This is a genomic window from Streptomyces sp. NPDC101194, from assembly GCF_044767885.1.
Lineage (GTDB): Bacteria > Actinomycetota > Actinomycetes > Streptomycetales > Streptomycetaceae > Streptomyces.
On record NZ_JBIWOS010000003.1, the window covers coordinates 308,994 to 326,914 of the forward strand.

Annotated in this window: 20 protein-coding genes; 8 read left to right on the forward strand and 12 right to left on the reverse strand. The window is 71.7% G+C overall.

The genetic code is table 11. The features are described 5' to 3' along the window. Positions 1 to 135 precede the first annotated feature (135 nt). The 3 genes from ACIRP2_RS14495 to ACIRP2_RS14505 are packed head-to-tail and all read right to left on the reverse strand — an operon-like array spanning position 136 to position 2,368. Complete coding sequence (locus ACIRP2_RS14495) at positions 136 to 576, reverse strand: hypothetical protein (RefSeq protein ID WP_404250019.1); 441 nt, start codon at positions 574 to 576, stop codon at positions 136 to 138. 5 nt (positions 577 to 581) lie between these two features. Next, positions 582 to 1,463 (reverse strand): ABC transporter permease, encoded by an 882-nt coding sequence (locus ACIRP2_RS14500; RefSeq protein ID WP_404250021.1) that lies wholly within the window; start codon positions 1,461 to 1,463, stop codon positions 582 to 584. Next, complete coding sequence (locus ACIRP2_RS14505) at positions 1,460 to 2,368, reverse strand: ABC transporter ATP-binding protein (RefSeq protein WP_404250023.1); 909 nt, start codon at positions 2,366 to 2,368, stop codon at positions 1,460 to 1,462. Before ACIRP2_RS14505 ends, ACIRP2_RS14500 begins: the two co-directional genes overlap by 4 nt. A 377-nt stretch (positions 2,369 to 2,745) precedes the next feature. Between ACIRP2_RS14505 and ACIRP2_RS14510 the strand changes: the two genes are divergently transcribed. Next, entirely contained in the window at positions 2,746 to 3,111 is a 366-nt protein-coding gene (locus ACIRP2_RS14510) for a helix-turn-helix domain-containing protein (RefSeq protein WP_404250835.1), read from the forward strand. Here ACIRP2_RS14510 and ACIRP2_RS14515 read toward each other — a convergent pair. The 3 genes from ACIRP2_RS14515 to ACIRP2_RS14525 all read right to left on the reverse strand — a co-directional run bounded on the left by ACIRP2_RS14515 (position 3,017) and on the right by ACIRP2_RS14525 (position 5,336). Continuing rightward, a complete protein-coding gene (locus tag ACIRP2_RS14515) occupies positions 3,017 to 3,445 on the reverse strand; it encodes a TIGR03668 family PPOX class F420-dependent oxidoreductase (RefSeq protein WP_404250025.1) in 429 nt (142 codons plus the stop codon). The genes ACIRP2_RS14510 and ACIRP2_RS14515 overlap by 95 nt on opposite strands. A 117-nt stretch (positions 3,446 to 3,562) precedes the next feature. After that, complete coding sequence (locus ACIRP2_RS14520; protein WP_404250027.1) at positions 3,563 to 4,387, reverse strand: LLM class F420-dependent oxidoreductase; 825 nt, start codon at positions 4,385 to 4,387, stop codon at positions 3,563 to 3,565. 289 nt (positions 4,388 to 4,676) lie between these two features. Then, a complete protein-coding gene (locus ACIRP2_RS14525; protein WP_404250029.1) occupies positions 4,677 to 5,336 on the reverse strand; it encodes a zinc ribbon domain-containing protein in 660 nt (219 codons plus the stop codon). A gap of 244 nt (positions 5,337 to 5,580) precedes the next feature. Between ACIRP2_RS14525 and ACIRP2_RS14530 the strand changes: the two genes are divergently transcribed. Next, positions 5,581 to 5,787, forward strand: coding sequence for a DUF5988 family protein (locus ACIRP2_RS14530; RefSeq protein ID WP_404250032.1), 207 nt, complete (start codon positions 5,581 to 5,583; stop codon positions 5,785 to 5,787). 192 nt (positions 5,788 to 5,979) lie between these two features. Here ACIRP2_RS14530 and ACIRP2_RS14535 read toward each other — a convergent pair whose 3' ends face one another. Both ACIRP2_RS14535 and ACIRP2_RS14540 read right to left on the reverse strand, forming a co-directional pair. Then, entirely contained in the window at positions 5,980 to 6,864 is an 885-nt protein-coding gene (locus tag ACIRP2_RS14535; protein ID WP_404250034.1) for a peptidase S1, read from the reverse strand. A 197-nt stretch (positions 6,865 to 7,061) separates the two neighbouring features. Beyond that, entirely contained in the window at positions 7,062 to 7,355 is a 294-nt protein-coding gene (locus ACIRP2_RS14540) for a hypothetical protein (RefSeq protein WP_404250036.1), read from the reverse strand. Positions 7,356 to 7,791: 436 nt separating this feature from the next. On the opposite strand from ACIRP2_RS14540, the gene ACIRP2_RS14545 reads away from it, so the two are divergent. Together ACIRP2_RS14545 and ACIRP2_RS14550 are read left to right on the forward strand one after the other, a co-directional pair. Then, entirely contained in the window at positions 7,792 to 10,230 is a 2,439-nt protein-coding gene (locus tag ACIRP2_RS14545; protein WP_404250038.1) for a GTPase-associated protein 1-related protein, read from the forward strand. A gap of 126 nt (positions 10,231 to 10,356) precedes the next feature. Then, the gene (locus ACIRP2_RS14550) at positions 10,357 to 10,827 is read left to right on the forward strand and encodes a hypothetical protein (RefSeq protein WP_404250040.1); all 471 of its coding nucleotides are present in this window, start codon (positions 10,357 to 10,359) and stop codon (positions 10,825 to 10,827) included. 189 nt (positions 10,828 to 11,016) lie between these two features. On the opposite strand, the gene msrB is transcribed toward ACIRP2_RS14550, so the two are convergent. The 4 genes from msrB to ACIRP2_RS14570 form a co-directional block, all read right to left on the reverse strand. Continuing rightward, a complete protein-coding gene (gene msrB, locus ACIRP2_RS14555; RefSeq protein WP_391740499.1) occupies positions 11,017 to 11,424 on the reverse strand; it encodes a peptide-methionine (R)-S-oxide reductase MsrB in 408 nt (135 codons plus the stop codon). Positions 11,425 to 11,433: 9 nt separating this feature from the next. Beyond that, positions 11,434 to 12,828, reverse strand: a complete 1,395-nt coding sequence (gene murC, locus ACIRP2_RS14560) for a UDP-N-acetylmuramate--L-alanine ligase (RefSeq protein ID WP_404250043.1) — start codon at positions 12,826 to 12,828, stop codon at positions 11,434 to 11,436. A 40-nt stretch (positions 12,829 to 12,868) separates the two neighbouring features. Continuing rightward, positions 12,869 to 13,321 (reverse strand): indole-3-glycerol phosphate synthase, encoded by a 453-nt coding sequence (locus tag ACIRP2_RS14565; RefSeq protein WP_404250837.1) that lies wholly within the window; start codon positions 13,319 to 13,321, stop codon positions 12,869 to 12,871. Positions 13,322 to 13,470: 149 nt separating this feature from the next. Continuing rightward, positions 13,471 to 14,235, reverse strand: a complete 765-nt coding sequence (locus ACIRP2_RS14570; protein WP_404250045.1) for a pyrimidine reductase family protein — start codon at positions 14,233 to 14,235, stop codon at positions 13,471 to 13,473. Between the two features lie 37 nt (positions 14,236 to 14,272). Between ACIRP2_RS14570 and zapE the strand changes: the two genes are divergently transcribed. The 4 genes from zapE (at position 14,273) to ACIRP2_RS14590 (ending at position 17,885) form a co-directional block, all read left to right on the forward strand. Beyond that, complete coding sequence (gene zapE / locus ACIRP2_RS14575; protein ID WP_404250047.1) at positions 14,273 to 15,412, forward strand: cell division protein ZapE; 1,140 nt, start codon at positions 14,273 to 14,275, stop codon at positions 15,410 to 15,412. Between the two features lie 105 nt (positions 15,413 to 15,517). Then, entirely contained in the window at positions 15,518 to 15,943 is a 426-nt protein-coding gene (locus tag ACIRP2_RS14580) for an OsmC family protein (RefSeq protein WP_404250049.1), read from the forward strand. Between the two features lie 124 nt (positions 15,944 to 16,067). After that, positions 16,068 to 17,447, forward strand: a complete 1,380-nt coding sequence (locus tag ACIRP2_RS14585; RefSeq protein WP_404250051.1) for an alkaline phosphatase PhoX — start codon at positions 16,068 to 16,070, stop codon at positions 17,445 to 17,447. A 123-nt stretch (positions 17,448 to 17,570) separates the two neighbouring features. Then, positions 17,571 to 17,885 carry a hypothetical protein gene (locus tag ACIRP2_RS14590; protein WP_404250053.1) on the forward strand — a complete coding sequence of 105 codons (315 nt, stop codon included), beginning with the start codon at positions 17,571 to 17,573 and terminating at the stop codon, positions 17,883 to 17,885. Positions 17,886 to 17,921: the final 36 nt, after the last annotated feature.

Consider the following 17,921-nt stretch of genomic DNA (forward strand, 5'->3'; position numbering starts at 1 on the left):
CGGCACCCGGATCGGATGCCACAGCGACGCTAGGATCCGGCCGTGAACGGTACGTGCCGTGTCCATGTGTCGCCGCGGCGTCCACTCGGCAAACAGTGTGCCCCCAACACCCCATGACCGGCAGGCAATTGTCCGCTACGAGACGTCGAAGCAACCGTCGAACTCATAGAGCGGATTGGTGCGGCTCACCCCGTCGATGTCCTTCATCAGCTGCTGTCCCACCTGGGTTGCGGGCCCCTGCGCGGTGAAACATCCGGTGGGCAGCACATGCACCTCGTACGTCAGCGGCCGGGTGACCCCGCCGGGGGACGGCCACCGCACCACACAGGTCCAGTCGTCGGCGGCGCCCCGGTCCGGCGAGGACTTCGTGCCGCGCTTGCAGTCCGCCCAGCGGTCGGGGCGCTCGGCCCGGTCGTTGCCGTACCGGGCGCGCTGCTGGAGCAGGTACAGATTGCTGAACTCCGGCCCGACCGCGCTTTCGAGGCGCCGTTCGGTGACGTCCGTTCCGGCGCATCCGCCGACCGCCGCGATCGCCGCGGCCACGGCTCCGGCGGTGAGGGCGATCCGTCGCATCATGGCGTTCATCCCTTCGTGAAGTCGCGTCGCTGCATCAGGAGATGACCGGCCGCCAGGAGGACGACGGCCCAGCCGGCGCCGACGTACGCCCCGGTCACCAGGGGCCGGTGGAAGGCCGGGGCGGTGGTGAGCCCGTGCCAGGCGTCGAACGCGGTCGTCGGCAGGAGGCGCCGGACCGGCCCGAGCCCGTCCACCAGCGATGCCAGCTGCAACAGCAGCCCGAGCACGGCGGGTGCGCCGATACCGGCCGCGCTGTGCCGGGTGGCCAATGAGAAGAACACACCGAGTGCGGTGAAGGCGAGGCACGGCAACAGCATGTACAGCCAGCTCTCCACGACGATCCCGGCCGCCCGGCCCGCCCCGATCTCCTGCCCGGACAGCCCGACGAGCGGTTGGTGACCGATGACCAGCACTCCGGCGGCCAGGCTTCCGGCGCCCAGCAACAGCACGACCACGGCCGAGTAGGTGATCGCCGCGAGGGCCTTCCCGGCGAAGACCTGCCCGCGCGTACGGGAGCGGGTGAGGATGGTCTTCCAGGTGCCGTGGTGGTCCTCGGACGAGAAGATGTCGCCGGCCACCAGGCAGACCAGCAGCGGCAACGCCCACTGCCCGGCGAACCCGAGGACGACGAGCGGTACCGCGAACCCCGAGTCGTGCGCCCACCGCCCGAACAGCGTGTCCGACGGCAGGGTGTCCTGGGCCCTGAGCCCCAGCGCGAAGAGGAACGGTCCGACCAGGCAGAGCACGAGCACCGCTCTGATCCGCCACTGCGCGGTGAGCTTCTCCAGCTCCCAGAGGTAGACGGTACGGGCTCCGCCCCTCGAACGGGCTGCGGACGGCGCGGCGCCGGTCGCCCCGGCCCGGCTGTCATATGTCACATCGCTCATCGGTCCGAGGCCTCCTCGGTCAGGCGGAGGAACTGCTGTTCCAAGGAGGTGGTCTCCAGCCGCAGTTCCCGTACGGGGATGCCGGCGAGCCCCAGTTCCAGCACGAACCGGTCGAGCGCGTCGCGCCGCGCCCGCACGGCGAGCCCGGCAGCCCCCTCGTCCTCGACCGAAAGTCCATCCACGTCCGCCGCGGCCTTCACGGCCGCCCGGTCGTCGCCGGTCAGCAGCCGGTGCGCGGGGTCCGGGGCACGGTCGCGGAGTTCGTCGAGTCCCCCGGCGTACACGATCCGTCCACGGTTCATGATCGTGACGGTGTCGCAGAGTTGCTCGACCTCGGCCATGTTGTGGCTGCTCAGCAGCACGGTGAGGCCGCCTCGGCCGAGTTCCCGCACCAGGACCCGCATGTCGCGCACCCCGGCGGGGTCCAGCCCGTTGGCGGGTTCGTCGAGCACCAGGAGCCGGGGCCGACGCAACAACGCGGCCGCGATCCCGAGCCGCTGCCGCATCCCGAACGAGAATCCACCGACCTTCCGCCGTGCCGCACCACCCAGGTCGACACGCTCCAACGCCTCGTCCACCGCGCCCTCATCGGCCCCGATGCCGTCGTAGGCGGCCAGCAGCGTCAGGTTCCGCTCGGCGGACAGATACGGATAGAACCGCGGACTCTCGACGAACCCGGCCAGCCCTTCGACACCCCCGCGCCCGGCCCGCCGCACCTCGCGCCCCAGCACCCCGAGTTCACCCTCGTCGGGCCGCACGAGCCCGAGCACCATCCGGAGAAACGTCGTCTTCCCGGCCCCGTTCGGCCCGAGCAGCCCGTGGACCTCGCCGGCCCGGACGGTCAGATCGACCCGCTCCAGAGCGGCCGTCCCCCCGAACCGCTTCCCCACCCCGCGCGCAACCACGGCCCCCGCTCCCACACCCGCGTCCGAGCCGTCCAACCGCCCTCACCCCATCCGTCGCCGCTGCCCACGCGCGGCAACTTACGGATGATGAGCGACACTTGGGCGACGTTCAGACGAACACCGCACGGTCGGGCATCGCGAAGGACACCCGTGATCGGCCCCACGTGGACCGAGCGCCCGACGTCCGGGCCGCTCGGCCTTCGGTGTTCCTCACCGGTGGGACCGGGGGCGGACGGGCGGGCAGGTGGACACCCTGCTGGTCCCGGGCGCGGTCGACATGACCGACGACGGCCCCGTCGCCCGGATGGACGGCGATGTCGTCGCGTGGGTGATGGAGACCGCCCCGCACGCGCGCAGGGTCGCCTCGGTGTGTGTTGATGTGCCTCAGCGAACGGCACTTCGCCCGGGTCTTCAAACAGGAGACCGGTACCGGTCCCGGCGCCTGCGTCGAAGCGGCCCGCATCGAAGTGGCCCGGCGCCTGCTGGAGACCACCGACCGACCGCTCGACCAGGTCGCGGCAGCTGCCGGGCTCGGCTCGGTGGAGACCCTGCACCGGGCGTTCAGGAGGCAGCTCGCCACCACCCCGGCGGCCTGCCGTCGCCGCTTCCGCACACAGGCCGTCCGAGCCGTCCCGGCCCCGTCCGGCGTCACGACGCACGCCAGCCGCTCCAGCGCAGGGCCGAGACCTCGACCACCGGGCCGCCGGGTGGCCGGTCGACGTACTGGTGGTACTTCGCCGTGAGCAGGCCGATGCGGCTAACTGCCTGCGGGGACCGGTCCGGTGGCGGAAGCACGCGGGCCCAGCCGTCGACCCGGACCCACCACAGGCGGCCCCAGTCCTCCTCGTAGTGGTCGGCGAGCAGGCAGACCGAGGGGTTGGCAGCCATGTTGGCCAGGCGTTTCAGCCGTGTCGTCCGCTTCGGTTTGTGGTCCACGGCCAGCACCACGGTGTCGCCGTCCACCGCGAACACCACCGGCACCAGGTGCGGGCGGGCCGCGGTGTCGACCGTCGCCAGATGGGCGACGCGCGCGGCGGCGAACCTCTCCCGCGCCTCGGCACTCGTCAGAGCGGGCATCGCGGCCCTTGCCGACGGGCCTCGCGACGCCCGCGGCGGAGGCGACGGGCACGGACGCCGCAGGCACGGATCTCCGGGCCGGTCCCGCGGTTCCGGGACACGGCGGCTTCCGGCACCTCAGCGGTACCGGGCGGCCACGGCGACCAGCCCGTCCAGGTACTCCAGCGTCTCCCGTTCGGGCAGCGTCGGCACGTAGAACAGCAGCCGCTCCACCCCCAGCGCGAGGTAGCCGTCGATCTGCCCGGGATCGTCGGACGCCGCGTACACCGTCACCGGCACCTCCCGGTCGGCCAAGGCGCGCAGCCGCTCGATCCGGGGACCGAGTTCCTGCGGCGACATGCTGTTGGCCAGCCACGCGTCCCCGAGCCGCGCGACCCGGGGGAACGCGCCCTCGCCGCCGCCGACGTAGATCGGCGGATGGGGGCGCTGCACGGGCTTGGGCCAGGCGAAGACAGGATCGAAGTCCACGAACTCGCCGTGAAACTCGGCCTTCTCGGTCGTCCACAACTCCCGCATGGCACGCAACCGCTCGTCGGTGAGCCGGCCGCGGGTGGCGGGATCGGTGCCGTGGTTCCGCATCTCCTCACGGTTCCAGCCGACACCGACACCGAGGATCACCCGGCCGCCGGTGACCAGGTCGAGCGAGGCCACCTCCTTCGCCGTGATGATCGGATCGCGCTGCGGGATCAGTGCGATGCCGGTGCCCAGCAGCAGTCGCTCGGTCACGACACCGGCTGCGGTCAGCGCGACGAAGGGATCGAGGGTGCGGTAGTACATCTCCGGAAGTTCGCCACCTCCCGGGTAGGGCGTCCGACGGCTCGCCGGTACATGGCTGTGCTCGGCGATGAACAACGAGTCGAACGCACGTTCCTCAAGAGCGGTCCCGAGCGCGGCCGGCCCGATTCCCTGGTCGGTGAGGAAGGTCGAGACCCCGAATTCCACGGCGGCTCCTCATAGGGTCGGATACGGGATACGGAGAGGTGGCACAGACCTTCTGCCTACCCGCCCCGGGCGCACCCGCCCCGATGACCACCCGGGTGAACCATCGCGGGACGCGGCTCTGGGGTCCCGCTCCACGTCCGCGGCAGCCGGCACGGCCCGGACCCGGGCTTCCGTCCTCGCCACGACCCGTATGCGCCGCCGCCAGAACCCTGACCGGAGCGGAAACGGACGTGGCACCGCCCGGACCGGGCGCCGCACGTCCCCGGTGCGACGCCCGATGGCGGAGCTCCTACTGCCTCGACCCGCACCCCGGGCAGAACGCGGCTCCCTGCGGAACGGTCGCGTTGCAGGAGGAGCACTGCGGGCTCTGGGCGAGGCGATGACCGCATCCCGGGCAGAACGCGCCGCCATGGGTCTCCGTACGGCACTGCGGGCAGACCAGCTGCCGCGGTGCGCTCACGTCGTAACTCTGCCCGGCGGTCTGTCCGGCGGCGTAGGCCCGGTCCGCCACGAAGTCGTTCATCCCGCGCCGACGGGCCGCCTCCGCCTCGGCGGCGGTGTCGGGGGCGCACTGCTGACAGAGACCCTGCTCGATGTTCCAGCACCTCCCGCAGACGTACGAGGTGCAGCGGGGGCAGCGGTTGAAGTGTCCCTGTGCGTTGTCGATCGCACGCCGGAACGCGGTGTCCCTCGCACCGCCCCAGGTGGCACCCGCCAGCCCGTCAGCCGCGTTGTTGATGGTGCTGGCGCTGCCGCCCAGCAGGCTCCAGGCGGCATTGGCCCCCTTGCCTATCCAACTGGCCGCCTGCCCCGATCTGAACGGCTCGAACGGCGAGCGCCAGGTGTCCGAACACCGCGAGCACCTGAACTCGAACTGGAAACCGGCACCGGTGCCGTGCTGCTGCGACAGGTCGCTGTAGTTGTTGCTGAAGTAGATTTCGTCGCCCACGTCTGGTCCTCGCGTCATTCGATCAGATTTTGCCCCTCGTATGATGGCAACGATCGGCGTATCGGTACGGGCGGTCCGGTCACTGTTTGGTAATACCTCCGCAGGTCAGGCACGGGGCTCCGCGGCCGTCGGAATCGCACACGGCAGACGCCTCCCCTTCGCCTCCCGCGCGTGCGCCAACGGCGGGCACGGCTTTCCGGCGCGTCACGAAGGAGCCGGACCACCCTCCGGGGAGACTCTCGCCATGACCAACGCGATGAAAGCAGTGATTGAAGGCGGCCCCGACGATCTTCCCGAGCGGATCGTTCCCCTCACCACGCCGGGGGCCGACCTCAAGATCCCGTTCCGTGGTGGATACGAGCACTTCCGGGCGACGACACGCCACCAGGAGACCGCCGAGGGTCGGTTGCCCGTCTACGAGTGGTGGGAGCGGACCGAAGTACCGGGGTGAGGCGTGCTTCCGTGAGCATGCGGCGGCAATCGCCCGGTCCACCACCGTCCACGTCCGGGACGCCGGAGCCGGGCAGGTGCCCGGCCCGGCCCCGTGGCACACACCGTGCGCGGCCGGCCGGACGCGCACGGCACCGCGCCGCGCATCGGATCAACTCCGTTGCGCGGCGCGGCGGGTTTCAGGTCTCAGGCGTCAGGACAGAGCGAGCTCGGTGACGTTGCCGGCCTCCAGGACCCACGTCGCGCTCAGGCCGCCCTCCTTGACCCGTGCGTCGCCGTCGCCCTTGAGGACACCGATGCGCTTGCCGGACAGGGCGATCTGGATGGTGTGCTCGTACTCGTGGACCCAGGTCGCGCTCAGGCCGCCCTCCTTCACGTAGGCGTCACCGTGGTCCGTCAGGACGCCGATGCGGTTGCCCGACAGTTCGAGCTGGATGACGTCGTCGGCCTCACGGACCCAGGCCGCGCTCAGGCCGCCCTCCTTCACCCAGGCGACACCGTTGCCCGTCAGGACGCCGATGCGGTTGCCCGACAGGTCGATGCCGATGACGTTGTCGGACTCCTTGACCCAGGTGGCGCTGAGACCGCCCTCCTTCACGTACGCGTCACCGTTGCCCTTGACGATGCCGATGCGGTTGCCCGACAGCTCCAGTTCCTTGACCTTGTCGGACTCCTTGACCCAGGTCGCGCTGAGACCGCCCTCCTTCACGTACGCGTCGCCGTTGTCCTTCACGACACCGATGCGCTTGCCGGACAGGGCGAGCTGCTTGACGTCGTCGGCCTCACGGACCCAGGTCGCGCTGAGACCGCCCTCCTTCACCCAGGCGACACCGTTGCCCGTGAGCACGCCGATGCGGTTGCCCGACAGGACGACCTGCTTGACGTCGTCGTGTTCCTTGACCCAGGTCGCGCTGAGACCGCCCTCCTTCACGTACGCGTCACCGTTGGCACGCAGGGCGCCGATGCGGTTGCCGCCGTCACCGGAGACCGTGCCGGGCACCGCGTTGGCCGCGGACGCGCCGGTGAGACCGGCCAGCGCCAGAACGGCGGCGGCCACGGAGAGAGTCTTGAGATTCATCCGAGTAACTCCTGTACGCAGAAAGACCCTTGGGCCCGGAGTGCGGCGCCCGCGGGGGATTCTTCGATCCGAAGACGATCAACGACCGACCGGACCTGCGGTGTGTAGGCCATTGGAGTGATGAAGGAGCGTTGAAAGCGTCCTTGCCGCGCGCCGGAACCGGAGCGGCAAGGACGTGAACTCCGGTTCGTCCCGGCTCAGTACGCGAAGCCGGACCTGCCCGTCCCCGTGGTCGCCACGCGCATGACGGCGCTGCCCGCCGGAAGGACGGTCACCGACTCGCGGGTGGGGTTGGCGGCGCCGTCACCGAGCTGTGCGTCGGTGTCGGCGCCCCGGGCGATCACCGGACCGTCGTCGCGGGCGACGGTGTGGTCCGCGCCGCTCGCGACGCCCTGCAGGACGTGACCGGCACGGGCGAGGCGAGCCGAGTGGGGACTCGGCCGAGTCGGGAACGGGTCGAGGGCGGGTTCCTCGACGGCGAGGACGACCACCGGCTGCTCGCGGTGACCGACAAACCCTCGCGTGCCGTGCCGGACGCTTCCTGCGGCGAACCGGCCCCATGTCCGGTGCGCAGAAGCAGCGTTGCACCGCGTCCCGGCCGATGACGAGCACGTCGGTGGGCGCGGACTCCGCGGCGTCCTCGGCGGACAGGGACCGGCCGAACGTCGGAACGCCGACCGCTGCGGACGTACGGGCACCGCGCACCGCCCCGTTGGGCCGAGTCCCCGAGGCAGGGGTTCCGGACGACCTTTCGGCGGGGTGCGTGCGAGGGCGGCGTGCTTGATAGCGTCGCTCCCGCGATTGCGGACCGCTCCCCGCCGGGGTCGTCGCTGCGCCCGGTCAGCCCTGCCCTCGACGGACGGCCGACGGGAGCGGGCGTGCTCACCGCACGGGGACGTTCGCGGCAAGGACGAAGAGGGCCGACGCATGAGCCTCGCGCAGTTGCACTACACCTCTGCCTCTGCGGGCGCCGACGGGGGCGGCGCACGGTTCACGGCGGTCAGCGCCGGCCTGCCCACGCCCGTGCTGGCCGAGGCCGAGCAACTCCTCGGATACGAACCGCCGGCCGGGGCTCCGTACCACCCGACGGCCGCCGAACTCCGCGCCTTCCCGGAAGCGTTGAGCTTCAGCGCACTGTCCGACGGCAGTCATCTGCTGGGGCGCGCAGTGGCGCTCGGCGGTCCGGGCACCGGTGGTTTTCACGCACACGCGGTACACCTCCCGGCCGGCACCCGGCTGCCGGGGGACGCGCTGCCGATCACGGCCTGGCGGTCACCGAACTGGGCCTCCACCGCACCGGACGGCGGCGCGCCCGCCCGAATAGCCTCCCTGCCCGCCTCCGCCGCCTTCGGACCGGAGGCGTTGAACGACTTCGCGGTCTCCCGGAGTCCCTGGCTGGCGGCGGTCTTCGCCGATCTGCGACGGGTGCGCGAGGACCCGTCGGCGGCGCGAATGGTCCTCGTGGAGCGGCAGAGTGCCGACGTGGCCCGGTGGATCGCCCTGGCCTCGGCCGTACTCCCGCCGGAGCACGCGCAGCGGCTGACCTTCACGACCTACACCCGCCGTCCGGAGCGGTCCCCCCATCAGGTCGTCGGGGTGCTGCCCCAGGACGCGCCGGAACCGGGCGGCCCCGACGGCGCGTTGCGGGTGCACACCTGCGCCGGGGCGCGCCCGGAAGCACCGGTGGACGACGCCTGGGCCGAGACCTGTGCCCGGATCTGGCGGAGCCGGTCCCCGGAGCTGTTCCGGGCGGCGGCGGAACTGCCCGGCGAGCCCTTCGCGGCCGGACCGCTCGCCGTCACCGCGCTGTGCGCGGGCATCGCTCTCGGCCCCGCCGGGCGTGCCGCGGCGGCCGAATGGGCCGCCGGGCGGCCGTACGCGCTGGACGAGGAGCGGACGCGGCTGCTGACGGATGCGCTGACGACACCGGGGATCGACCGAACGACCTCCGAACTGACCTGCGTGGCAAGCCTGTTGACCGCACTGGACGGACGCTCCCCCGCCGCCACGACGGCCTCGCTCGCCGCTCTCCTGGTGACGGAGGCGGTACGCGGCGGTGATGTGGCACTCGAACCGCCCGCGCGCTCGGCCTTCACCGGTCCGGCCGGGGAGCGTGCCGTCGCCGCACTCGTCACGGCCCTGGGCGACGACCTCCGCGGCGAACTGGCCACCGGTGCGCCCGCCACGGACACCGCACCCGGCCGGACCGTGGCGCGCGCGGTGCAGTTGCTGCGGATCGCGCGGCTGCTCGATGTGGACTGCGCGGATCTGCTCCCCGATGTCGTCCGCCGGATGGCCCGGTCCCTGCTGGCCGAAGGGGCCGCCGACTGCGGACCGGTGCTGCTCGATCTGCTGGACGAACAGTTCGACGTCCGCACGGCGCTGCTGGGCGAGCTGGACCGGGTCGCCCCGCACGATCCGACCGCGACGGAACGGCTGCTGACCGGGGTACGTCTGCCCTTCACCGGAACGCAGGCCCTACCGCACCTGCGGATGTGCGCGGCGGCGCCGGACGCCAGGGCGCGCGGCGGCGACCGGCTGGAGGTGGTGCACATGGTGCTCCGCGCCGGTGGCATGTCACCTTTCACCGAACCGCTGGTGCTGCGGACCGCGGTCGGACTGGTGTGGGGCGAGGAGACGCCCACGGCGGGCGAGGCCCGGCAGCTGCTGGGCGGGTCCACCTCCGACGCGCACCGTACGGCCGGTACGTGGTCCGCGCTCGTCGCGGCTGCTCTCGGCGCCCCGGCCGACGACGAGGAGGCTCCCGAACTCGCCCATGACCTGCTGCGCGGCTTTCCGGGGGAGATCGACGCGCGGGTGCGTGGCGCCCTGTCGCTGCTGGAGTTCGCGCGGGACGTGCGCTCGGGTGCGGCAGAACCCGGCTGGGCGGAACGGGCGCGGAAGCTGTGCGCTGGGGCCGAGCCGGTGGAACCGGGTGTACGCGACCAGGCGTTCGGCGCCCTGGCGGAACGGCTGCTCGCTCCGGACCGGCCCGAGGCGGAGCTGTACGCGTTCGTCCACAGCGACGACGCGGACCTCATCGCGGCCTACGGAACGGCCGCCCGCCATGACACGGTCCTTGCCCGGCTGCGTTCCGAACCGGCCTATGCGGCCGACTGCTTCACCGTCTGGAGTTCCCACCCGCACGCCGGCCGCGCCTGGGGCGAGACGCGGGCGGCGCTGCTGGCGGACGTGCTGCGACCGGTGGTGCGCGGCCTGTCCGCCGGCGAGGTGGCGGCGGTGGAGGAGGCCGTCGGGCGTACGGGCAGCAGCCGCACGGTGGAGGCGTTCCGGGCATGGAACCGGCCGGGCGGATTCGGCAGACGGCTCGGCAGCAGGCTGACGGCGCGGGTGCGGCGTTCGTAGGGCAGCGGCCGCCCGGCCGGGGCCCCGGGTGTCGTGGGCCGTCCGGGGTGGCCGGTACCGTGTGACATGTCTGTCTCGTGTGCTCCTGGCGGGCTGCGTGACCCCCGAGGAACGGATGAGGAAGAGATGACGACGAACCGTGGACGCAAGGACGTCATCCGGGACCGGATGGCCGCGACCGGCGAGTCGTACAACGTCGCCGCCCGCAATCTGAAGGCGATGAAGGACATGGGCGCCACGCGTGAGGCGGTCCTCACCCAACGTTGGCGTCCGGCCGAGACGCTCGATGTGCCGTGCCCCTGCGGCGGCACGTGCGAGCCCGGCGAGAGGTGCGAGCGCTGCCACGCGCTCCACCGGCACGTGGCGCGCTTTCCCGGCAGCGTCACCGATGCGGAGACCTGGGCGGACCGCTACGACTGCATGGGCTGCGCGTCCTCGTACCTCCTGACCGTGGCGCTGCCCGGTCGGCCGTGGGGCGTCGTCGAGACGGTGGTCCGCGGCGGCTCGGCGGAGCCCGCCGTACGGGCCCGGGTCTTTCCGGGGGTCGCCCATCCGCTGCTGCGGCCGGAGAGTGCCGGGGACGAGGACGAGGGCTGACGCCGGGCGTCGGCCCCCGCTCCGGCCGTGGGCCTCTCCGGCCCCGGAACCGGCCACGGCCGTCGGTCCTCTTCGTGTCGGCGGTGGGCCGACCGGCCGGCGGCCGACCACCGGCGATGGCCGCCGGGGCTCACCCGCCGCCGCACACCCGGACCGGACCTCCTCGGGCCGGCCTCGGTCGCCGGGTCGTCAGCCCTCGTCGGGCGTCAGGCGCAGTGAGATCGAGTTGATGCAGTACCGCTGGTCCGTCGGGGTCGGGTAGCCCTCGCCCTCGAAGACATGGCCGAGGTGCGATCCGCAGCGGGCACAGCGGACCTCGGTGCGGACCATGCCGTGGCTGCGGTCCTGGATCAGTTCGACGGCGTCGGAGTCCTTCGGGTCGTAGAAGGACGGCCAGCCGCAGTGCGACTCGAATTTGGTGTCGGAGCGGAACAGCTCCGCGTCGCAGGCGCGGCAGGAGTAGACGCCCGTGGTCTTGGTGTCGGTGTATTCGCCGACGAAGGCGGGCTCGGTGCCGGCCTGTCGCAGGACCGCGTACTCGGCGGGGGTCAGCTCCGCCCGCCACTGCTCGTCCGGCTTCTCGATGTCGTACGACACGTCGCTCCCTCAGCTCGACAGGTGTTCCAGGATCTGCGGGCCGAGGTCCGTGACGTCGCCCGCCCCCATGGTGAGAACGAGGTCGCCGGGCTTCGCCATTCCCGCGACGATCCCGGGGACCGCCGCCTTCTCGTGGACGGCGGCGACGTCGGCTCCCGCGGTCCGCGCAGCGTCGATGATCAGGGCGCTGGTGACGCCGGGGATCGGGTCCTCGCGGGCCGGGTAGATGTCCAGGACCACGGAGGCGTCGGCCAGTGCGAGTGCCTGCCCCATCTCGGTGCCGAGTTCCTGGGTGCGGGAGAAGAGGTGGGGCTGGAAGACGACCAGGAGACGGGCGTCGGACGCGGCACCGCGCATCGCTTCGAGGTCGGCGGTCATCTCGGTGGGGTGGTGCGCGTACGAGTCGATGACCTGCACACCCGCCGCCTCGCCCTTGAGCTGGAGGCGGCGCTTGACGCCGGTGTACTTGCCGAGGGCCGAGGCCAGGTTGTGGGCCGGGATGCCGAGGGCGACACCGGCGGCGAGGGCCGCGACCGCGTTGAGGGCGTAGTGGCGGCCGGGCACGGAGACCGTGAACGTGAGGTACTTCCCGTTCAGGACGATCGTGACCTCACTGGTCAGACCGCGCGGGGTGACCTTGTGGACGCGTACGTCGGCGGTCTCGGACGCACCGTAGGTGACGACCTTCACCGAGGAGAGGTCGCGCACCCGCTTCGTCAGTTCGACGGCACCGGCCTGGTCGGCGGAGATCACCAGGGTGCCACCGGGAACGATCTTGCCGGCGAACGTCTCGAAGGACTCGTAGATCTCGTCCATCGAGGCGTAGTTCGCGTGGTGGTCCAGCTCGACGTTGAGGACGATCGCGACCTCGGGGTCGTACTTCTGGAAGCTGCGGTCGCTCTCGTCCGCCTCCGCGACGAAGATCTCGCCCTCGCCGTGCGCGGCATTGGTGCCGGGGCCCGCGAGGTCGCCGCCGATGGCGTACGAGGGGTCGAGGTTCAGCTCGGACAGGGCGACGGCCAGCATCGATGTGGTGGTCGTCTTGCCGTGCGTACCGGCCACCGCGATCGCGCGCAGGCCGCCCATCAGGGAGGCCAGCGCGTCGGAGCGGTGCACGACGGGGACCGACAGCTCGGCGGCGCGCACCAGCTCCGGGTTGTCGGGGCGGATGGCGCTGGAGACGACCACGCACGAGGCGTCGTCCGCCAGATGTGCGGCGGCGTGCCCGATGTGGACGGTCGCCCCCAGCGCCCGCAGCGCCTCGGCCGTGCCCGACTCCTTGGCATCACTGCCCGCGACCTTCGCGCCGCGCTGGGTGAGGATCTTCGCGATGCCCGACATTCCGGCGCCGCCGATGCCGATGAAGTGCGGCCGTTCCATGGCGGCAGGAATACCGGGTGCCATGCGTATGTCTCCCCAAATGTCGATGCGAGTCGTCCACAGCCTATTCGCTGTGCGCGAAGAGCTTGAGCACCGGTACGCCGACCTTGTGCCGGGCCCTCGACGCCCAGTCCCGGTGGAAGAACTCCTCGACGTAGTGCGGCGCGGTGAGCACGATGACCTCGTCGGCCTCGGCGTCGTCGACCACGGACTTCAGCTTGTCCAGCGGGTGCTCCTCGATCACCTGTCCGACAGCTTCCGAGCCTGCCTGCCGCAGCGCTTCGAGTGACACTTCGAGCGCCAGTTCGGCGGACTGCCTGGCATTCTTGCCCTCCGGCTCGTCCCCCTCGCGGGCGGCCTCCTTCAGCTCTCCCATCGCCAGGTCGTCGATGGCCCGCAACAGCACATCGGCCTGGTCACCGCGCGGCTGCATGAGCACGACGAAAGAGGTCCGCTCCTCCCCGTGCAGGGTGGTGACGAACTCGACGTCCTCGGAAGTGAGGGGCTTCTCGATCATCAAAACGCTGGTGAACACCACGGGCGCCCTTCTGCTTCAGTGACCGTCGCCGGTCTCTGCTGAAACCGTCCTTCCCCGTGCCTGCACGGGGTCTGCGAGAGTAATTGTGCCCACCGGAAACTAAGCGGAACGGTAAATTCCGCCGATGGTCAGATCCGACGGTATCGGGTGAAGAGGAACCCGGCCTCTTCCAGCATCGATGCCAGGGCGAATCGTTCCGGCACAGCCACCGAGGGGCCACCGGCGATCCGCTGCGCGTCTCCGGCGGTCAGCATCGGCGAGAGGGTCAGGCAGAGCTCGTCCAGCACGCCGGCCGCCACGAACTGGCCCAGCATCCTGGGCCCGCCCTCGGTCAGCAGCCGCTTGAGTCCCCGGTCCGCCAGTTCGCGTACGGCCCTGGCGGGGTCCACCCGGGCCCCCTCCCCCGCGATCACCACCTCGGCGCCCGCCCTCCGTGCCTCCTCGATCCGCCCCTCAGGGGCTCCGGCGCCGGTCAGCACGAGGGTCGGGACGAGCGGCGAGACGAAGAGCGGCAGCGAGAAGTCCAGGTCCAGGCTCCCGCTCACCACGGCGATCGCCGGTGCGGGCCCCTGCCCGGCCGCGGCCCGGCGTGCGGCGAAGGCCTCGCGGGCCCTGGCCGGCCGGTAGCCCTCCAGCCGCACCGTCTCCGCCCCCGCCACCACCACATCGGCCAGACCGCGCAGCGTGCCGAAGATCCGCATGTCGCTCTCGCACGAGATCGGCTGCGAGCGCCCGTCGTGCTGGGCGGCGCCGTCGAGCGTCGAGACCATGTTGGCGCGCAGCCAGGGACCGTCCTGCTCGGGGTAGGCGTAGACATCGGCCAGATCGTCCAGACTCCACTCCCCCTCGTCATCGGTCGGTGTCGTGTCGGTCACAGGGAAGAGGCGTCGCATGCCCCGCAGTCTGGCACGGCCCTTAAACTTGACGGTTGTGTCGTCCTCCACCGCCGTGCCGGGGCAGAGCCCCATATCCGAAACGGCCCCGCTGTCCCTGTGCGCGCTCGAACCGCACGTTCCCGCCGACCGACTGGTCGCCGAGATGGTGCCGCCGCCGCGTTTCGACTCCGTGCGTTTCGATACCTATGTCCCGGACGCGGGCCGGCCCAGCCAGGCCGAGGCGGTCGAGGTCCTGAGCGGCTTCGCGGCCGGGCTCGGCGGGGCGCATGCCACCGGCTCCGGCAAGAACAAGGGAGCGCGAGGCGCGTCCTCGAAGGGCTGGTGGCGGGCGACGGGCGGGCGGTTCAGCAGGAAGCCGGCGGCGCCCGCGTCCCCTCTCGGGGTCTATCTCGACGGCGGCTACGGCGTCGGCAAGACCCATCTGCTGGCCTCCCTCTGGCACGCCACGCCCGCCGCACCCTCGCTGAAGGCGTTCGGCACGTTCGTCGAGCTGACGAACCTGGTCGGCGCGCTGGGCTTCCAGCAGACCGTACGGACGCTGAGCGGGCACCGGCTGCTGTGCATCGACGAATTCGAGCTCGACGACCCGGGCGACACCGTCCTGGTGTCGTCGCTGCTCAGCAGGCTCGTCGAGGCGGGGGTCGCGCTCGCCGCCACCTCCAACACGCTGCCCGGCAAGCTCGGCGAGGGCCGGTTCGCCGCCGCCGACTTCCTGCGGGAGATCCAGGGACTGTCCGCGCACTTCCGTCCGCTGCGGATCGACGGCGAGGACTACCGCCACCGCGGGCTGCCCGAGGCCCCCGCGCCGTACTCCGACGAACAGGTCACCCGGGCCGCGTACGCCACCGAGGGCGCCAGCCTGGACGACTTCCCCTCGCTCCTCGACCATCTGGCCCGGGTCCATCCGAGCCGCTACGGGGCGCTGACGGACGGCCTGCGGGCGGTCTGTCTGACCGAGGTCCAGCCGGTGCCGGACCAGTCGACCGCGCTGCGGCTCGTCGTCCTCGCCGACCGGCTGTACGACCGTGAGGTCCCGGTGCTCGCCTCCGGTGTCCCGTTCGACAGGCTGTTCAGCGAGGAGATGCTGAACGGCGGGTACCGGAAGAAGTATTTCCGGGCGATCTCCCGGCTGACGGCGCTGGCGCGCGACGCGAAGGGCCTGGTGGCGCAGTAGGTTCGGGGCGTAACACCCTTCGGGGGCGTATCACTCGAGGTGCCCCGGGGCGCCTCGTGCCTCCCGTAGCAACCGCGCACACCGTTTGATTTGAAGGGATCCAGCATGGCTACCACGCGTCAGGCGCACACGGTCTGGGAAGGCAACCTGATCCAGGGCAAGGGCGTCGTCACCTTCGACTCCTCGGGCATCGGCGAGTACGAGGTCTCCTGGCCGTCGCGGGCGGAGAAGGCGAACGGCAGGACGAGTCCCGAGGAGCTCATCGCGGCGGCCCATTCGAGCTGCTTCTCGATGGCGCTGTCCAACGGTCTGGCCACGGCCGGCACCCCGCCGACCCGTCTGGACACCCGGGCCGAGGTGACCTTCCAGCCCGGTACCGGCATCACCGGTATTCACCTCACCGTCCAGGGCGAGGTGCCGGGACTCGACGAGGCGGGCTTCGTCAAGGCCGCCGAGGACGCCAAGGCGAACTGCCCGGTCAGCCAGGCACTGACGGGCACGACGATCACGCTCACCGCGTCCCTGGCCTGACCCCACGGGCCCCCGTGGGCCCGTGACACGCACGAGGCACGTGACCCGCGTGGTTTCCGCGCGACGATACGCGTGGTACACACATGCGGGTCACTTCTCCTGTCCGCCAGCAGGGAGTTGCCTCATGTCATCAGCAGCAGCACGACACCTCGCAACACGACGACAGGTCCTGGCCGGCAGCGGCGCGGCCGTTGCCTCGATCGCCTTCGCCGGGGCGTTCTCCGAACTCTTCGCGGGTACCGCCGCCGCCCGGGGACACAGCGGCTACGGCCCGCTGGTGCCCGACCCCGACGGGCTCCTCGACCTCCCGAAGGGCTTCCGCTACCGGGTCCTGTCCCGGGAGGGCGACCCGCTCCGCTCCGGCGAGGGCCAGGTCCCCGGCAACCACGACGGGATGGCCGCCTTCGCGGGCCGGCACGGTCACGTCCGCCTGGTCCGCAACCACGAGAACCGCGTCACCGCCGGGCTCCCGGTCCCGGTCGTCGAGGGCCTCACCTACGACCCGATGGGCAAGGGCGGCTGCACCGCCCTGGAACTCGACGGCCGCAACAACGTCCTGGGCGAACGCGTCGCCATCGCCGGTACCGCGGTGAACTGCGCGGGCGGCCGCACCCCTTGGAACACCTGGCTGACCTGCGAGGAGACCGAGGACCGGGCCGGTACCAACGGCTACACCAAGGACCACGGCTTCGTCTTCGAGGTGGACGGCGCCGATCCGCGCCGCACCGGCGCCGTGCCGCTCACCGCGATGGGCCGGTTCCAGCACGAGGCCGTCGCGATCGATCCGAAGAGCGGGATCGTGTACGAGACGGAGGACGCGTTCGACAGGCCGTTCGGGCTCTTCTACCGCTTCCTGCCGAACAAGCCGCTCGGCGGGACGGGCTCCCTGCGGGCGGGCGGCCGTCTGGAGGCCATGCGGGTGCCGGGCGTCCCCGACCTCTCCGTAGTCCAGGAGACCGGCGCGAGCTTCGAGGGCGTCGAGTGGGTGCCCGTACCGGATCCGCAGGCGGCCGTGACCCCGATCCGGTTCCAGGACTTCGGCCCGAAGGGCATCACGCACGCGCAGAAACTGGAGGGCTGTTACTGGGGCGGGTCCGCGGTCTACTTCGTCTCCAGTTTCGCGCACAGCTCGCAGGGTTCGGCGGCCGACCATTACGGCCAGGTGTGGCGGTACGAGCCGAAGCGGCGCCGCCTCACGCTGGTGATCGTCTTCGGTCCCGGTACGGACGTCCAACTGCCCGGCGAATCCCCGGACAACATCTGTCTGGCCTCCGACGGCGGGCTGATGGTGTGCGAGGACGGCGACGGTGCCCAGCACGTGTTCGGCCTGACGCGGGGCGGCGAGGTGTACGCGATGGCGCGGGGCCGCCAGAACATCGGGACGCCCGAGGAGCCCGCGTGGGGCGAGTTCGCCGGGGTCACCTTCGCTCCGGACGGCGGGACGATGTTCGTCAACTGCTACACGCCGGGGACGACGTTCGCGGTGACGGGGCCGTGGCGCTGACCCGCTGACGCGCGCGGGGAGCGGGCCGCTGTCGCCCGTTCCCCGCGCGCCGCCCGGGGCGAGCCCTCCTACCAGTTGGTGAACGCCCCGTCCGCCGTGCGCGGATGAGGCCGTTCGGCGGCAGTGGCCTGGTACGTGCGGGGCGGTCGGCGGGCACGGGCCGCCCTGCCGGCCCTCGGCGTACCCGGCCCGGGCGCGCACGCGGTGCATCTGTGCGCTCCCGAGACGCTCGTGCCGTTCCCGACGGAGGAGCTCCTGCGCCGCTATCACCCGACCGCCCGGCTGCTGCGCCCGCTGCCCGGACGTACCGCGCCGGTGGACACCACGGCCGCGCGACGGCTCCTCGGCTTCACCGCGGAGCGTCTGATCGACGGCCCGGGTGAATCCCGGCGTGACTTCGATGCGGAGGAGCGCCGCACACGCCCCTTCATGGGATAGTCCGATATTTTCCGCAAGTGATCAACTGTGCGCGAA

What these genes read in the sequence shown, in the direction of transcription:
- ACIRP2_RS14510 (WP_404250835.1), top strand. Translation starts at nt 2,746, where the DNA reads ATGTGCCTCAGCGAACGGCACTTCGCCCGGGTCTTCAAACAGGAGACC.
- ACIRP2_RS14580 (WP_404250049.1), top strand. Translation starts at nt 15,518, where the DNA reads ATGGCTACCACGCGTCAGGCGCACACGGTCTGGGAAGGCAACCTGATC.
- ACIRP2_RS14550 (WP_404250040.1), top strand. Translation starts at nt 10,357, where the DNA reads ATGACGACGAACCGTGGACGCAAGGACGTCATCCGGGACCGGATGGCC.
- ACIRP2_RS14500 (WP_404250021.1), bottom strand. Translation starts at nt 1,463, where the DNA reads ATGAGCGATGTGACATATGACAGCCGGGCCGGGGCGACCGGCGCCGCG.
- ACIRP2_RS14515 (WP_404250025.1), bottom strand. Translation starts at nt 3,445, where the DNA reads ATGCCCGCTCTGACGAGTGCCGAGGCGCGGGAGAGGTTCGCCGCCGCG.
- ACIRP2_RS14535 (WP_404250034.1), bottom strand. Translation starts at nt 6,864, where the DNA reads ATGAATCTCAAGACTCTCTCCGTGGCCGCCGCCGTTCTGGCGCTGGCC.
- murC (WP_404250043.1), bottom strand. Translation starts at nt 12,828, where the DNA reads ATGGCACCCGGTATTCCTGCCGCCATGGAACGGCCGCACTTCATCGGC.
- ACIRP2_RS14570 (WP_404250045.1), bottom strand. Translation starts at nt 14,235, where the DNA reads ATGCGACGCCTCTTCCCTGTGACCGACACGACACCGACCGATGACGAG.
- ACIRP2_RS14545 (WP_404250038.1), top strand. Translation starts at nt 7,792, where the DNA reads ATGAGCCTCGCGCAGTTGCACTACACCTCTGCCTCTGCGGGCGCCGAC.
- ACIRP2_RS14530 (WP_404250032.1), top strand. Translation starts at nt 5,581, where the DNA reads ATGACCAACGCGATGAAAGCAGTGATTGAAGGCGGCCCCGACGATCTT.
- ACIRP2_RS14495 (WP_404250019.1), bottom strand. Translation starts at nt 576, where the DNA reads ATGATGCGACGGATCGCCCTCACCGCCGGAGCCGTGGCCGCGGCGATC.
- ACIRP2_RS14585 (WP_404250051.1), top strand. Translation starts at nt 16,068, where the DNA reads ATGTCATCAGCAGCAGCACGACACCTCGCAACACGACGACAGGTCCTG.
- ACIRP2_RS14565 (WP_404250837.1), bottom strand. Translation starts at nt 13,321, where the DNA reads ATGATCGAGAAGCCCCTCACTTCCGAGGACGTCGAGTTCGTCACCACC.